Genomic DNA, 14137 nt, shown 5'->3' with positions numbered 1-14137 from the left:
GCGCGGTGAGCGCCCCCGACTCCGCCGCCGTGAGCGCCATGAGCACGCGCGCCGGCATCCGCCAGCCGTCACGCGCTCAACGCCAGGTCGCGGCGCCGGACGATGACGGCGGCGACCGCCGCCACTCCGACCGCGATGCCGAACATCGCCCAGGCCGCCGCCCAGTCGACCGTCTCAGCCGTCACGACAGGCGTGTGACTGAACGGCGACAGGTCGCGCAACCAGTCCGGGAGGCCCAGCATGCCGCCGAACTGGCCGAGCAGGATCGCCAGGACCAGCACGGCCCAGCCGAGTGCGATCGACAGGCGCGGAAGCACCGCGAACGCCAGTGCCGCGACGGCGACCACGACGAGGCAGCCGGGCAGCTGGGCGAGACCGGCCTCAGCGATGGTCGACATGCGCTCACCGGCATCCGGAGCTCCGGTCAGTCCGACCATCGCGCCGAGCACCCCGAACGCGAGCACGCCGAGCACCGACACCGCGCCGATCAGGAGGTACGCCGAGAACCAGTGGAATCGTGACACAGGTGCCGCGAGGACGACCTCGGCGGAGCCTCCGGCCTCGTCCTGGCGGGCGCGCATGACGGCCTGGACGCCGCCGACCGCGGCGAGGATGCCGACCAGGCTGAAGATGCCCGTCGTGAACAAGTCGATCAGCGTGCCCTCGGCATCGGGCCCGGCGAACGACGCCAGCATCTGGCCGATCGTCTCGGAGACCGCCGCGCCCTCGGGCTGCTGGATGAGCTCGACGACGCTCTGGCCGATGGCGCCGATGAACAACCCGAACAACGCGCCCCCGATCACCCAGCCGATGACGGGGTTGCGGAGCACGCGCCAGACCAGCCCGAGCGGGCCCGCGAGCGCTCGGGGGGCGTGCAACCGGCCGGCTCGCTCCGGGATGATGCTCGAGTCGAGGTCGCGGTTGGATTGCAGCAGCGCTGACACGGCGAACAGCACGACCCCGACGCCGAGGCAGAGGAGCAACGGCCACGCGTTCTGGTGCGTGTAGGGTGCCACGGCCTGGCCCCAGCCGATGGGGCTCAGCCAGCTCCACCACCCGGCCTCCATGCTGAGCCCGTCGGGCTGCACGGTGCCGGTGGCGTCGCCAATGGCCCGGAACGCGTAGCCGAGTACGACGATCGCCGACGCCAGGCCGTTCGCCCCGCGCGAGGTGCGCATGAGTTGAGCGCACGCGAGGCCGACACCGAGGTACGCGATCCCGACGGCGGCCATGGCGCTGCCGAAGAGGAGGGCCCCGATCGGCTCGGCCCCGTAGAGCAGCGCGATGCCGCCCACGAGCAGCCCGACCGCGGCACTCAGGATGAAGCCCTCGAGCGCCGTGGCGAGGAGCGGCGCGATCCGGCCGGCCTGTGTCGCGCCGATGAGCTCGGCGCGGCCCGCCTCCTCGTCGCCCCGGGTATGCCGCACGGCGAGGAAGGTGTTCATCAGGCCGATCATGATCCCGAGGAATCCGAACAGCAGGAAGAACTGGAAGGCGTCGGGCTGCGTTCCCTGCGGGGTGCCGCGGAGCATCAGGATCGCCGGGGTCACGATGACGAGCCTGATGACGCCCGCTCGCTCGGCGTCGTTGCCGTAGGTCTCCGTGACGCCGGTGTGCGCGACGACCTCGAGCAGCGCGAACAGGAGCAGCCATACGAGGATCTGCCACCGGTCGCGGCGGAACCGCAACCACAGCAGCGTGGGGAGGGTCTTCATCTCGTCGCGCCCTTCAGGGACGAGCTCGCCGAATCGTCGATCTCGTCGTGGTAGTGCCGCATGAACAGCTCCTCGAGCGAGGGCGGGTTCACGGTGACGCCCGTCGCACGGATCACAGCGAGCGAGGCGAGCACCTCGGGCATCGAGTGGGAGTCGGCGGTGAAGCGCACCCGGGCGCCGTCGACGGCGAGGTCGTGCGCACCCGGGATAGAGGCGAGCTCGGCAGGGCCGATCCCCTCGCTCGCGAACGAGAACTCGGTGCGGGTGAGGTGCCGGAGCTCGGCGAGCGTGCCGGACTCCACGGTACGGCCCGCACGGATGATGCTGACCCGGTCGCAGAGGTGCTCCACCTCCGACAGGATGTGGCTGGAGAGCAGCACCGTCGCGCCGTCACCGAGCAGCGTCGCGATCTCGCGACGGAACACGGCCTCCATGAGGGGGTCGAGGCCCGAGGTGGGCTCGTCGAGGATGAAGAGATCGGCGGGCGTCGCGAGCGCCGCGATGAGCGCGACCTTCTGGCGGTTGCCCTTCGAGTAGGTGCGGCACTTCTTCGACGGATCGAACTGGAACACGTCGATCAGGTGCTCGCGACGGGCAGCGTACGCGTGCTTGTCGATTGCGACGCGGCGGAGGCGCGCGATGAGGTCGATCGCCTCGCCGCCAGACAGGTTCGCCCACAGGCTGACATCGCCGGGCACGTACGCGATGCGCTTGTGCAACTCGACCGCGTCGCTCCACGGGTCTCGGTCGAAGACCGTCGCGCGCCCACCGCTCGACCGGATGAGGCCCAGCAGCACGCGGAGGGTCGTGGACTTCCCCGCGCCGTTCGGGCCGAGGAATCCGTGCACCTCGCCCGCTGCGACCTCCAGGTCGAGCCCGTCGAGTGCACGTACGCGGCCGAATCGCTTCTCGAGACCGCGTGTCTGGATGACGGTGTTCATAAGGCCGACGATACGTCCGATTCACAACCTTGTGAATTCTCCTTAACGGAACCCTAACGAGCGCGTCGTGCCGCCCCCGGCCGTGACCCTGTCGGGCAGACTCGAGGGATGAATCCCACCCTCGTCACGGGCGGCACCGGCCGACTCGGCGTCCCCTCCGTCGCGCGGCTTCGGGCGGCGGGCCACGACGTCCGCGTGCTGAGCCGTCGCGAGGGCACGGGGCGCGTCGTCGGCGACCTGCGATCGGGCGAGGGGATCCGCGAAGCGGTCGCCGGCAACGACACGGTCGTGCACCTCGCCACGAGGAACGGCGTCGGTGCGGGCGAGGCGGGGCTGATGCGAACGCTCATCGACGCGTCACTCGACGCCCGCGTCGGCCATCTCGTCTACGTCTCCATCGTGGGCGTCGACCGGATCCCGCTCGGGTACTACCGGCAGAAGCTCGAGGCCGAGCGATTGCTCGAAGCCTCCGGCGTGCCGTACACGATCCTGCGGGCGACGCAGTTCCACGAGCTCGTCGACCGCCTCTTCACGGCGCAGCGGTTCCTGCCGGTCGTGCTCGCCCCGCGGATCTCGTTCCAGCCGATCGCCGTCGACGACGTGGCGGTCCGGCTCGCCGAGCTCGCCGCCGGTGATCCGGCGGGCCGCGTTCCCGACATCGGCGGGCCGGAGCAGCTGGCAGCGCGGGAGCTCGCACGGCGATGGGCGGATGCGGCATCCGTGCATCGCAGGATCGTGCCCGTGTCGTCGCCGGGCCGCACCTTCGCCGCCCTGGCCGCGGGCCGCAACCTCGTGCCCGGGTCGCCGTACGGCACGACGAGCTTCTCCGAGTTCCTGGCCACCCGGTACGGGGTGCGGGCATGACGCTCGCGCTGCGTGTCGGCCTCTCCGTGCTCGCCCTCATCGAACTCGTGCTCGGCGTCTGGACGCTGTGCTTCCCTGAGAGCTTCTACCGCGACGTGCCGACGGTGAGCCTCACTCCGCCGTACAGCGAGCACCTGTTCCGGGACTTCGGCGGCGCGACGCTCGGCGTCGCCATCGTGCTCGCCGCCGCCGCCGTGTGGCCCGAGACGCGACTCGTGATCATCGCGCTGCTCGCCTACCTCGCGTTCTCGGTCCCGCACCTCGTGTTCCACCTCGGCCACCTGCAGGCGGCGACGGCGGCCGAGGCGGCGCTGCTCACGACCGGGCTCGTCGGGCTCGTCGTCCTGCCGCTCGCGCTGATCGTCGTCGCCGTCGTGCGGGCCCGCCGAACGAGCTCGTCCGCGGAGGCGGCCGAGCACCGCTGACGCGCCTGACCCTTCGGGCGCGTCGCCGCCGCCGTCAGCGGTCAGCGCGCGGGCGGCGCCGTCGTGTCCCCGATGTGCAGCGTGCTCGTGAACTGCACGGATGCCGGAGGCTCGCCCGCGAGCAGGCGCACCACGGCCTCCCCCGCCGCCCGGCCCTTGGCGACGCTCGGCTGCACGAGCGTCGTGAGATCGTGCTGCAGCCCGTCGACGCGGATGCCGTCGAACCCGAGCACGCTGAGCTCGGCGGGTACGGCCACACCGAGCTCGTCCGCCGCCTGGAGCACGCCGGCGGCGAGCAGGTCGCTCTGCGCGATGATCGCGGTCGGCCGCGTCGCCGGGTCGGCGAGCAGGGCGCGTCCGGCCTCGAGGCCCTCCTCGATGGAGCTCGTCGCAGCGACACGGCCCGTGGCGTGCGGGAACACCTCGCGAGCGCCGAGCAGGCGCTCGCTCGCGGTATCGACGGTGCTCCCCCGCTCGAGCTCGGGCGTCAACGGGCCGCGCGTTCGCGCGGCGTCGAACGGCAGCGTGACGAGCGCGACCTCCGTGTGCCCGAGCCCCCGGAGGTACTCGGCGCCGCGTCGGGTCGCGTCGCGGTTGTCGATCGAGATCTGGAGGATGTCCTCGCCGGCCGAGCCCTCGATGGCGACGGCGGGGATGCCGCGCCGCCGCAGCGCCTCGACCGAATGCGCGAGCCGGGGGCTGCACCCGATGAGCACGACCGCGTCGACCGGCGCGCTCTCGATGCCGACGGCGTTGCCGCCCTCCTCGCCCGTGTCGGTGAACAGCAGGAGGCCGGCGCCGAGCGGGGCGATGCCCTCGGTGATGCCGTCGAGCGTCTGGATCTTCACCGGGTCGAGGAAGGCCGCGCGCACGCGCTCCTCGAGCACCACGCCGACGATCCCCGACCGGCCGCGGCGCAGCGAGCGACCGCGCGGGTCGGGACCCGCGTAGCCGAGCTCGGATGCCGCGGCGAGCACGCGCGCCTTCGTGGCATCCGACACCGGGCCTGAGCCGCTGAAGGCGAGGGATGCCGTCGACGCGGACACTCCGGCCCTCGCTGCGACGTCGGCGAGCGTCGGGCGGGTGATCGGCTCGGTCCGCGGAGCGGAATCCGTCTGCATGAGCCCGATTCTAGGCCGCATCGATTCGAGTGGCGCCGATCTGCGGGTTGAGGAGCGAGCGCAGCGAGCGTCTCGAAGCCCGGTGGCCGGGCGAGGGGGTTTCGAGACGGCGCTGGCGCGCCTCCTCAACCCGCAGAGTCCCCGGCGGTCTCGCTCAGGTCGGGAACGCCAGGCGCCGAAGCAGATCGACGAGCAGGTGCCGGTCGCTGCCAGAGACGTCGGCGTGCAGGTGCTGCTCCGCCGCCGTCGCCGCGGCGCGCGCCGCCTCGCAGACCTCCCGGCCGAGCGGGGTCGCGACCACGACCTTCGTGCGGCGGTCGGCCGGGTCGGACTCCCTCGCGACGAGGCCCTGGCCCTGCAGCTCGTCGACGAGGGCGACGACCTGGCTGGGGTCGAGCCGAAGGAACTCGGCGAGCTCCCGTTGCGTCGGGCGAGCCTGCCCGGCGGCGAGCTCGAGTACCGAGTACGAGCGTGCTCGCAGCGTGAGGGGCGCAAGCGCCGCGTTGCCTGCTGCCAATGACAGGGCATTCGCGCGCGCCAGCAGGAAGCTGATGTCGTCGGTGAGCGCAGAATCCCGCAGGCGTGCGCCGGTCGGCTTGGCGATCCCGTCCATAGCCCGATGGTAGCAAGCCATACCACTCTTCAATGATTGACATTCTCAACGGTCTTGTGCGGTAATGGTCAGGACACGAAGGAGCACCCATGTCTTTGGACGGCAAAGTCGCCATCGTCACCGGATCGGGACGCGGCCTCGGCCTCGCGTACGCGCAGGAGCTCGCCCGGCAGGGCGCGGCGGTCGTGGTCAACGACGTCGACGCCGAGACGGCAGCGGAGGCCGTGGCATCCATCGAGGCGACCGGGGGCAGGGCCGTCGCGGTCGCCGCGCCGGTCGGCCCCACGCAGACCGCGACGGACCTCGTGGCTGCGGCGGTGGACACCTTCGGACGCCTCGACGCCCTCGTCACGAATGCGGGGGTCCTCCGTGACACCGTGCTGTGGAAGATGAGCGACGACGACTTCGACACCGTCATCAACGTGCACCTGCGCGGCACGTTCACGACCGTGCGGGAGGCCGTCAAGCGATTCCGCGAACAGGGCGAGGCCGGCCGCATCATCTGCATCGGCTCGCCGACCGGCCAACGCGGCAACTTCGGCCAGACCAACTACTCCGCGGCCAAGGCCGGCATCGTCGGGATGGTGCGCACCTGGGCGCTCGAACTGAAGCGCGCGGGCATCACGGCGAACGCCGTCATCCCGGTGGCGGCCACCGCGATGACGGCGACCGTGCCGTACTTCGCCGCCGCGGTCGAGGCCGATGAGCAGGGCGAGCCGATGCCCTCGTTCTTCCGCCACGGGCTCGGCTTCGGCACGGCGGCCGACGTGGCGGGCCTCATCGCCTTCCTGGCCTCGGATGCGGCGGCCGGCGTCACAGGGCAGGCCATCGGGATCGGCGGCGACCGACTGCAGCTCTGGTCGCATCCCGAGCCGGTCGTCACGGCGTATCGCGACGGCGGGTGGACGTACGACGCGCTCGTGGCATCCTTCAAAGACGAATTCGGCGCTTCGCTGCAGTCCGTGGGAGAGAGCTTCCCGCCGCTGCCCGACGAACTGCAGCGCGCCACCGCCTGAGCGTCATGACCCGCTACGAACCGGCCATCGACGTCGACGGCATCACCGCGATCGATATGCACGTGCATGTCGAGGTCGACGAGCACGGCCACTCCTCGCTGCCGCCGCAGCTCGCCGAGGCGGCGAGCGCCTACTTCAGCACCGGCGCGGTCAGGCCGGATCTCGACGGCATCGCGGCGTACTACCGCGAACGGCGGATGGCGGCGGTCGTGTTCACCGTGGACGCCACGACCCGCCTCGGGCACCCGGCGATATCGAGCGCCGAGATCGCGGCCGGCGCCGCGAGACACCACGACGTGCTCATCCCATTCGGCTCCCTGGACCCGCTCGGCGGGGCGCCCATCGACGACGCACGCCGGCTGGTCGAGGACAGCGGAGTGCGGGGGTTCAAGTTCCACCCGACCGTGCAGGGATTCGACCCGAGCGACGAACGGCACTACCCGCTGTACGCCGCCCTCGAGGAGCTCGGTGTCGTCGCCCTGTTCCACACGGGCCAGACCGGCATCGGTGCCGGGCTGCCCGGCGGGTACGGGCTACGGCTCGGCCTGTCGAACCCCATCCTCCTCGACCCGGTCGCCGCCGACTTCCCCGACCTGCAGATCGTGATGGCGCATCCGTCGGTCCCGTGGCAGGACGAGGCGCTGTCGGTTGCGACGCACAAGCGCAACACCTGGATCGACCTGTCGGGCTGGAGTCCCAAGTACTTCCCCGCCGAGCTCGTCCGCTACGCCAACTCGGTCCTGAAGCACCGGGTGCTCTTCGGTTCGGACTTCCCGATGCTCACCCCCGACCGGTGGATCGCGGATGCCGAGCAGACCGCGCTGAAGGCCGAGGTGATGCCCGGGATCATGCGCGACAACGCCGCGCGTCTGCTCGGGCTCACGACGTAGGGGCCCTGCATGGACGACACTTTCGACCGTTACGGCCTCGCTGAGCACGTCAGCCCGGCCGCGTACGGCGTGCTGCATCGGCTCGAGCAGACGCTCGTGCGCGACATCCGTCCACTGCTCGCAGATGCCTGGGAACGCGCAGAGCTGCCCGACGCCTTCTCCGCGACGCTCGTGCCACTGCGGCTGATGGATCCGCCCGAGCTTGCAGGAACCGGCGAGGCCGACACGACGTTGTTCGCCGGTGTGCGCAACTTCGTGCTCGCCAGGACGGATGCGTCGCTCGCCACCTGGTACAACGCCCAGTCGGGCCTGTTCCGCACGGCCGTCACCGTCGGCGGCTCCCCCGAGCAAGCCGCCCGTCTCGACCCCATGATCCGCTCCTTCGACGTCACCGGCGTCTTCGCCCTGACCGAGCCGCTGCACGGCAGCGACATCGCCGGGGGTCTCGCGACGCGTGCGCGCCGGGACGGCGACGAGTGGGTGCTCGACGGGGCGAAGCGCTGGATCGGCGGCGCATCCACCGCCGACCTGCTCGCGGTCTTCGCTCGCGACGACGGTGACGGCCAGGTCAAGGCGTTCCTCGTGCCCCGCGATGCTCCGGGCGTGCGGCTGCAGAGGATCGAGCGCAAGACGGCGTTGCGCATCATGCAGAACGCCGACATCACCCTCGACGGCGTGAGAGTCGGCGAAGACGCCCGGCTGCAGGGCGTGTCGTCGTTCCGGGACGTCAGCGGGATGCTTCGGCGCATGCGATCGGATGTCGCGTGGATCGCCACCGGCGTGCAGGCCGGCGCGTTCGAGGCGGCGCTCCGCTACGTGACGCACCGGGAGCAGTTCGGCCGGCCCCTCGGCGGGTTCCAGCTCGTGCAGGAGAAACTCGCCCGCATGCTCGGCAACGTCACCGCCTCGCTTGCGATGGTCGCGCAGCTCTCCCGACGGCAGGACGCCGGGCACTTCGCCGACGAGGACTCCTCGCTGGCCAAGATGTGGACGGCGCTGCGCGCACGGGAGACCGTCGCGCTGGCCCGCGAGGTGGTCGGCGGCAACGGTATCGTGCTCGACGAGGAGGTCGCACGGTTCTTCGCGGACGCCGAGGCCGTGTACTCCTACGAGGGCACCCACGAGATCAACGCGCTCATCGTCGGCCGCGCGCTCACCGGGCGCTCGGCGTTCGTCTGACCCCCTTCCCCTGACTTGACCCCTTCCCCGATTGAAAGGCACACCATGACCACTGTTGAAAGGCACACCATGACCACCACCGTCGCCTACGCGGATGTCGCCGGCCTCGCCGGCACCGACCTCGGTTCCACGGACTGGCTCGAGATCACCCAGGATCGCGTCGACCGGTTCGCCGATGCCACCGACGACCACCAGTGGATCCACGTCGATCCCGTGCGCGCGAAGGACGGCCCCTTCGGCGCCGCGATCGCGCACGGGTTCCTGACCCTGTCGCTCGCAGTCAAGTTCTGGACCGAGCTGCTGGACGTCACCGGCGTGACGACCAAGGTCAACTATGGCCTGGACAAGGTGCGCTTCGTCTCGCCGGTCAAGGTCGGCGCCCGCGTGCGCATGTCCGCGCTCGTGGCGGAGGTCGCCGAGGTACCCGGCGGGTACCAGCTCACCGTCGACCAGACCATCGAGCTCGAGGGCGCCCCGAAGCCAGCCGTCATCGCGCGCGGGCTCTATCGTTTCTACGCATAGCCGCGGCGCCGCGGCCGCGCCGCACCGTCACCGCTGACCCCGAGGCGCCGAACGGCGCCTTCCCTCGACGGAGAGGACAGGATGCACACCCACGGACTCGGCGCCTGGATGGCCAAGCGCCGGCTGAAGACGCCGGACAAGACCGCACTGATCTACGGGGTCGACGACACGCGGATCACCTATAGTGAGCTCGCCGATCGGGCCGATCGAGTCTCGGCGATGCTGTGGCGACGCGGGGTGCGCAAGGGCGACAGCGTCGCGTACCTGGGCGAGAACAGCCCCGAGTTCATCGGGGTGCTCTTCGGTGCCGTGCAGTTGGGCGCGGTCTTCGTGCCCGTGAACACGCGGCTCGCTCCCCCGGAGATCAGCCACGTGCTCACGGATTGCACCGCCCGCGTGCTCATCCACGACCCCGAGTTCGCCGAACGCGTCGCCCCGGGCGTCGCCGCCGCGGGCACGGCGCACGTGATCGCGACGGGGGAGGGCGATGAGGCGACGCCAGGACTGGGGCGCCTGATCCGCACGCCCCGCGCCGGTCACACGGAAGCGGAGGTCGCGCTCACCGACCCTGCGGTGATCCTGTACACCTCCGGCACGACGGGCATGGCGAAGGGCGCCGTGCTCACCCATGAGAACCTGACCTGGGTGGCGCTGAACTGCCTCGTGGACTACGACGTCGTCTCGACGGATGTCGCGCTCATGATCTCGCCGCTCTTCCACGCCGCCTCGCTGGGGATGGGCATGCTGCCCGTGCTGCTGAAGGGCGGCACGATCGTGCTCGAGCGGGGATTCGATCCCGGCCGCGCGCTCGCGCTGATCGAGCGGCACCGCGTCACGATGCTGAGCGGCGTCCCCACCACCTTCCAGCTGATGGCCGACCATGCGGCGTGGGCGAGCACCGACCTCTCGAGCCTCGGCAAGCTCACCTGCGGCGGTTCGGCCGTGCCCAGCCGCATCCTGAACGCCTACGAGGAGCGCGGGCTGTCGTTCTCGCAGGGCTACGGCATGACCGAGGCGTCACCGGGCGTGACTTCCCTGCCGCCCGAGATGACGCGGGCCAAGCAGGGCAGCGTCGGGCTGCCGCACTTCTTCACCGACATCCGCATCGCCGACGAGTCCGGTGCGATGGTGCCGCGTGGCACGGTCGGCGAGATCGAGCTCATCGGGCCCAACGTCTTCCCCGGGTATCACGGACTCCCCGAGGCGACCACAGCGGCGTTCACCTCGGACGGGTGGTTCAGGTCGGGCGACATGGGCTACCTCGACCCCGATGGATACCTGTACATCTCCGATCGGCTCAAGGACATGATCATCTCCGGCGGGGAGAACATCTACCCCGCCGAGATCGAGAACGCCATCACCGACCTCGACGACGTCACGGGGGTCGCCGTGATCGGCGTGCCCGACGAGCGCTGGGGCGAGGTGCCGTGGGCGATCCTCACCGTTCGGCCCGGAGCATCCGTCACCACCGACGACGTTCGCGCACATCTGGACGGGCGCCTCGCCCGCTACAAGCTGCCCAAGCACGTCGTGGTCGTCGACGAGTTGCCGAGGACCGCGTCCGGCAAGGTTCGCAAGGCCGACCTGCGCGCGCGCTTCAGTCGCTGACCAGCACCGAGAACGCCGCCGCGGATGCCCCGCTGAGTTCCGCGTAACGTGCCCGATAGGCCGCCACCGACCGATCGGCCGGCCATGCGTCGTCGAGGAAGTCACGCGGCAACCGCGGGTCCGCACGGAGCAACGCGAGCCAGTCCGCCACCAGCATCGTGTGCACGGACAACGACGACGGCCCGCCGTCGACGGCCGCGGACGCCGACCACCTTCCGACGAACGCCTCGTGCTCGGCACGGATCGCGTCCACGTCCCAGGCGGCCGCCACCGAGCCCGGGAACCCCGCCACCTCGGTCGCGCGGAACGCAGTGACCGCACGGGGAGGGAGGTCGGCGCTGAGCGGGCCCAGCGCCCTCGCGAGGTCCACCTCTCCGGGAGCGATCCACAGGCCGTCCCGGAGCGGGGCGAAGCCCGCCCACGTCAGCGCGGACCGCAACCGATGGCGGACGGTGCGCTGCTGCTCGGGCAGGGAGAAGGTCACGAGCGTCCAGCCGTGCCCCGTCGGGTCGAACGGTCGCAGCGCGTGCACGCGCGCCGTCGCCTCGCGCAGGACGCCCGTCGCCACGTCCGTCAGTCCGAAGGCGATCTCACGTCCCAGTCGCACCCGCTCCAGCAGGCCGCGCCGCGCCATCCGATCGAGCGTCGCCCGTGTCGCCGGGGGCGCCACGCCCGCCCCCTCGAGCACGTCGATGAGCACGGCCGCACGCACCGGCCACAGACTGAAGTGCACGATGTGCTCGCCGAGGAAGGCGAGCAGGAGCTGCTTGGGCTGGCGACTGCGCGCGGTGCCGCCGGGACCCTGCACCTTGGCGAGCCGGGTCACGCCGCCGCCCGGATGGCCTCCCCGCGCTTGGCACGCTGGATCTGCTCGTAGACATGCGTGCGCAGCTCGGTGAACCGGGGAAGGGCGCGCGTCGTGATCTGGTCCCGCTCGGGAGCGAGGTCGATCGCGAGGTCCTCCTGCACCCACGTCGGCGACTTGGAGAGCACGATGACGCGCTCACCGAGGTAGACGGACTCGTCGATGTCGTGCGTGACGAAGAGAATCGACATCCCGCGGTCCCGATGGAGACCACGCACCAGGTCCTCGAGGTCGGCGCGGGTCTGCGCATCGACGGCGGCGAACGGCTCGTCCATGATGAGCACCTCGGGCTGGTAGGCGACCGCGCGGGCGATCGCGACACGCTGCTGCATCCCGCCCGACAGCTGCCACGGATAGCTCTTGGCCGCGTGGTCGAGCCCGACCGCTTCGAGGGCATCGACGATGAGCCGCTCCCGTTCGGCGCGCGCGAGGCGCTTGTGCTTCAGCGGCAGCTCGACGTTCCCGTGCACGGTGAGCCACGGGTAGAGGCTCCGACCGTACTCCTGGAAGACCAGCGCCATGCTCGCGGGCGGGGCGGTGACCTTCCTCCCGTCCAGCTCGACGCTGCCGGCAGTGGGGTTCAGCAGCCCGGCGATGCACTTGAGCAGCGTCGTCTTGCCGCATCCGGATGGCCCCACGATGCAGACGAGCTCCCCCGACCGCATGGAGAAACTGATGTCGCCGATGGCCTCGACGCTCCCGGTCGACGACTCGTAGATCTTCTTCAGGTGCTCGACCTGCAGCAGCGTGTCAGGCACGCTCCACCTCCTTGATTCCGTGGTACCAGCTCAGCACTCGTCGTTCGACGATGCCGAAGATCGTGGCCAGCAGCACGCCGATCAGCCCGAGGAGCAGGATGCCGCTCCACATCTCGGCGATCAGGTAATTGCGCTGGAAGTAGGTGATCCGGTAGCCCAGCCCAGACGAAGAGCTGAACATCTCGGAGATGACCATGAGGATCAGCGCGACCGAGAGCCCCTGACGCACGCCGGCCATGATCTGAGGGCTCGCGGCGGGAAGCACGAGATATCGCAATCGCTGCCAGCGGGTGATGCCGAACGATCGGGCGGTCTCGGTCATGACGGCGTCGGTGGCGCGCACGCCCTCGATCGTGTTCAGCAGGATCGGCCAGATCGCGCCTGAGACGATGACGATGACCTTCGTGGCGTCGGTGATGCCGAGCAGCAGCACGACGACCGGGATGAGGACGGGCGGCGGGATCGCGCGGAAGAACTCGAGCGTCGGTTCCAGCAGCTCGCGCAGCCAGCGGATCGAGCCGATGACCGTGCCCGCGGTGATGCCGATGGCGATCGAGAGCACGATTCCGAGCCCGAGGCGCGCCAGGCTCGGCACGACGTCGACGAAGAACTGCGGGCCGATCCACGTGTCGACGAAGGCCTGGATGATCTCGATGGGGCCCGGGAAGAACTTCTGCGGGGAGATCGTCGACCACACGCCCCACACCACGAGGAGCAGGAACGGCAGCCCGAGCGCGTACAGCGCGTTCTCCCCGATCGATCGCCACACCCGCGACTTCGGTCGCACCGTGACCACGGTGCCTGTGTAGAGCGTCACAGGACCTCCTCTCCACGAACGGACTGATGCCAGGCCAGGGAGCGACGCTCGATCACCCGGAACAGGAGGTTGATCGTCAGCCCGAGCAGGCCCGTCACGATGACGAGGGCGTACAGCCCGACCCAGTCGGCCGCGGAACCGGAGAGGGCGATGAGCCGGCCGACACCTGGGTTGCCGATGACCATCTCGGCCGTGATCGCGAGGATCAACGCCACGGCCGCGGCCAGGCGCAGGCCCGTCATCAGGTAGGGCAGCGCGGTGGGCAGCACCAGGTTGACCACGCGCGAGGATCGGCTGAGCCCGAAGCTGCGGGCGGTGTCCCGCGCGACGGCATCGACGTCGGCGACCCCGTAGAGCACCTGCACGAAGACCTGCCAGAAGCTCGCGAACACGATGATCACCAGCGCCGCCTGCATCTGGATGCCGTAGACGAGCACGGCGAGGGGAATGAGGGCGACCGACGGGATCGGCCGGAGGAACTCCACCGTGGTGTGCGTCGCACGCCGCAGGAACGGGATGAGCCCGATGACGGTGCCGAGCGCGATCGCCGCAACGGACGCGATGGTCAGGCCGATCGCCCAACTGGTCATCGTCTGGCCGACCGCCCGCCAGAACGCGAGGTCGCGCAGGTCGTCGGCCAGCCGTGCAAGGGTCTCGGTGGCGTAGGGAAGGTACTCGGGGCTGATGATCCCGAGCGTCGGGATCAGCTGCCACGTGAGCAGGAATCCGAGCAGGCCGGCGACGCCGAGCACGGCCTTCCGCAGCGAGCGAAGGGAACGGGGGGATCGTCGGGCCATGGGTTC

Annotated in this window: 15 protein-coding genes; 7 read left to right on the top strand and 8 right to left on the bottom strand. The window is 70.6% G+C overall.

What is annotated here, in order from left to right:
- Nucleotides 1-68: 68 nt before the first annotated feature.
- Together ASG80_RS01810 and ASG80_RS01805 are read right to left on the bottom strand one after the other, a co-directional pair.
- Entirely contained in the window at nucleotides 69-1715 is a 1647-nt protein-coding gene (locus tag ASG80_RS01810) for an ABC transporter permease (protein ID WP_056727842.1), read from the bottom strand.
- Nucleotides 1712-2656: an ABC transporter ATP-binding protein gene (locus ASG80_RS01805; RefSeq protein ID WP_056727840.1), complete on the bottom strand. Its 945-nt coding sequence runs from the start codon at nucleotides 2654-2656 to the stop codon at nucleotides 1712-1714. The genes ASG80_RS01810 and ASG80_RS01805 overlap by 4 nt, the downstream gene beginning before the upstream one ends.
- 108 nt (nucleotides 2657-2764) lie before the next feature.
- On the opposite strand from ASG80_RS01805, the gene ASG80_RS01800 reads away from it, so the two are divergent.
- Nucleotides 2765-3520: an SDR family oxidoreductase gene (locus tag ASG80_RS01800; protein WP_056727837.1), complete on the top strand. Its 756-nt coding sequence runs from the start codon at nucleotides 2765-2767 to the stop codon at nucleotides 3518-3520.
- Entirely contained in the window at nucleotides 3517-3945 is a 429-nt protein-coding gene (locus ASG80_RS01795; protein ID WP_056727834.1) for a hypothetical protein, read from the top strand. The genes ASG80_RS01800 and ASG80_RS01795 overlap by 4 nt, the downstream gene beginning before the upstream one ends.
- Nucleotides 3946-3986: 41 nt before the next feature.
- Here the strand turns inward: ASG80_RS01795 and ASG80_RS01790 are convergent, their stop codons facing one another.
- A complete protein-coding gene (locus ASG80_RS01790) occupies nucleotides 3987-5066 on the bottom strand; it encodes a substrate-binding domain-containing protein (RefSeq protein WP_056727831.1) in 1080 nt (359 codons plus the stop codon).
- Between the two features lie 154 nt (nucleotides 5067-5220).
- Nucleotides 5221-5679 (bottom strand): MarR family winged helix-turn-helix transcriptional regulator, encoded by a 459-nt coding sequence (locus ASG80_RS01785; RefSeq protein ID WP_056727829.1) that lies wholly within the window; start codon nucleotides 5677-5679, stop codon nucleotides 5221-5223.
- Between the two features lie 89 nt (nucleotides 5680-5768).
- On the opposite strand from ASG80_RS01785, the gene ASG80_RS01780 reads away from it, so the two are divergent.
- The 5 genes from ASG80_RS01780 (at nucleotide 5769) to ASG80_RS01760 (ending at nucleotide 10894) form a co-directional block, all read left to right on the top strand.
- Nucleotides 5769-6695 carry an SDR family NAD(P)-dependent oxidoreductase gene (locus tag ASG80_RS01780; protein ID WP_056727827.1) on the top strand — a complete coding sequence of 309 codons (927 nt, stop codon included), beginning with the start codon at nucleotides 5769-5771 and terminating at the stop codon, nucleotides 6693-6695.
- A gap of 5 nt (nucleotides 6696-6700) precedes the next feature.
- Entirely contained in the window at nucleotides 6701-7585 is an 885-nt protein-coding gene (locus tag ASG80_RS01775) for an amidohydrolase family protein (protein ID WP_056727824.1), read from the top strand.
- A gap of 9 nt (nucleotides 7586-7594) precedes the next feature.
- Nucleotides 7595-8764 (top strand): acyl-CoA dehydrogenase family protein, encoded by a 1170-nt coding sequence (locus tag ASG80_RS01770; protein ID WP_056727822.1) that lies wholly within the window; start codon nucleotides 7595-7597, stop codon nucleotides 8762-8764.
- A 69-nt stretch (nucleotides 8765-8833) separates the two neighbouring features.
- Nucleotides 8834-9286, top strand: a complete 453-nt coding sequence (locus tag ASG80_RS01765) for a MaoC family dehydratase (RefSeq protein ID WP_056727820.1) — start codon at nucleotides 8834-8836, stop codon at nucleotides 9284-9286.
- A gap of 81 nt (nucleotides 9287-9367) precedes the next feature.
- A complete protein-coding gene (locus tag ASG80_RS01760; RefSeq protein ID WP_056727819.1) occupies nucleotides 9368-10894 on the top strand; it encodes a long-chain fatty acid--CoA ligase in 1527 nt (508 codons plus the stop codon).
- Here ASG80_RS01760 and ASG80_RS01755 read toward each other — a convergent pair.
- The 4 genes from ASG80_RS01755 to ASG80_RS01740 are packed head-to-tail and all read right to left on the bottom strand — an operon-like array spanning nucleotide 10884 to nucleotide 14131.
- Complete coding sequence (locus ASG80_RS01755; RefSeq protein ID WP_156401601.1) at nucleotides 10884-11720, bottom strand: PaaX family transcriptional regulator C-terminal domain-containing protein; 837 nt, start codon at nucleotides 11718-11720, stop codon at nucleotides 10884-10886. The two genes, ASG80_RS01760 and ASG80_RS01755, sit on opposite strands and share 11 nt — an antisense overlap.
- A complete protein-coding gene (locus tag ASG80_RS01750) occupies nucleotides 11717-12517 on the bottom strand; it encodes an ABC transporter ATP-binding protein (protein WP_056727817.1) in 801 nt (266 codons plus the stop codon). The genes ASG80_RS01755 and ASG80_RS01750 overlap by 4 nt, the downstream gene beginning before the upstream one ends.
- A complete protein-coding gene (locus ASG80_RS01745; protein ID WP_056727815.1) occupies nucleotides 12510-13334 on the bottom strand; it encodes an ABC transporter permease in 825 nt (274 codons plus the stop codon). The genes ASG80_RS01750 and ASG80_RS01745 overlap by 8 nt, the downstream gene beginning before the upstream one ends.
- A complete protein-coding gene (locus ASG80_RS01740; RefSeq protein WP_056727812.1) occupies nucleotides 13331-14131 on the bottom strand; it encodes an ABC transporter permease in 801 nt (266 codons plus the stop codon). Before ASG80_RS01740 ends, ASG80_RS01745 begins: the two co-directional genes overlap by 4 nt.
- Nucleotides 14132-14137 lie beyond the last annotated feature (6 nt).

The sequence above is a fragment of the Agromyces sp. Soil535 genome (genome assembly GCF_001428255.1).
GTDB lineage: Bacteria > Actinomycetota > Actinomycetes > Actinomycetales > Microbacteriaceae > Agromyces.
Note: the sequence above shows the minus strand (reverse complement) of the source record. Positions and strands in the feature narration are given on the sequence as shown.

Coding starts and splice junctions, on each gene's coding strand:
- ASG80_RS01810 (WP_056727842.1), bottom strand. CDS start 1,715: ATGAAGACCCTCCCCACGCTGCTGTGGTTGCGGTTCCGCCGCGACCGG.
- ASG80_RS01805 (WP_056727840.1), bottom strand. CDS start 2,656: ATGAACACCGTCATCCAGACACGCGGTCTCGAGAAGCGATTCGGCCGC.
- ASG80_RS01800 (WP_056727837.1), top strand. CDS start 2,765: ATGAATCCCACCCTCGTCACGGGCGGCACCGGCCGACTCGGCGTCCCC.
- ASG80_RS01795 (WP_056727834.1), top strand. CDS start 3,517: ATGACGCTCGCGCTGCGTGTCGGCCTCTCCGTGCTCGCCCTCATCGAA.
- ASG80_RS01790 (WP_056727831.1), bottom strand. CDS start 5,066: ATGCAGACGGATTCCGCTCCGCGGACCGAGCCGATCACCCGCCCGACG.
- ASG80_RS01785 (WP_056727829.1), bottom strand. CDS start 5,679: ATGGACGGGATCGCCAAGCCGACCGGCGCACGCCTGCGGGATTCTGCG.
- ASG80_RS01780 (WP_056727827.1), top strand. CDS start 5,769: ATGTCTTTGGACGGCAAAGTCGCCATCGTCACCGGATCGGGACGCGGC.
- ASG80_RS01775 (WP_056727824.1), top strand. CDS start 6,701: ATGACCCGCTACGAACCGGCCATCGACGTCGACGGCATCACCGCGATC.
- ASG80_RS01770 (WP_056727822.1), top strand. CDS start 7,595: ATGGACGACACTTTCGACCGTTACGGCCTCGCTGAGCACGTCAGCCCG.
- ASG80_RS01765 (WP_056727820.1), top strand. CDS start 8,834: ATGACCACCACCGTCGCCTACGCGGATGTCGCCGGCCTCGCCGGCACC.
- ASG80_RS01760 (WP_056727819.1), top strand. CDS start 9,368: ATGCACACCCACGGACTCGGCGCCTGGATGGCCAAGCGCCGGCTGAAG.
- ASG80_RS01740 (WP_056727812.1), bottom strand. CDS start 14,131: ATGGCCCGACGATCCCCCCGTTCCCTTCGCTCGCTGCGGAAGGCCGTG.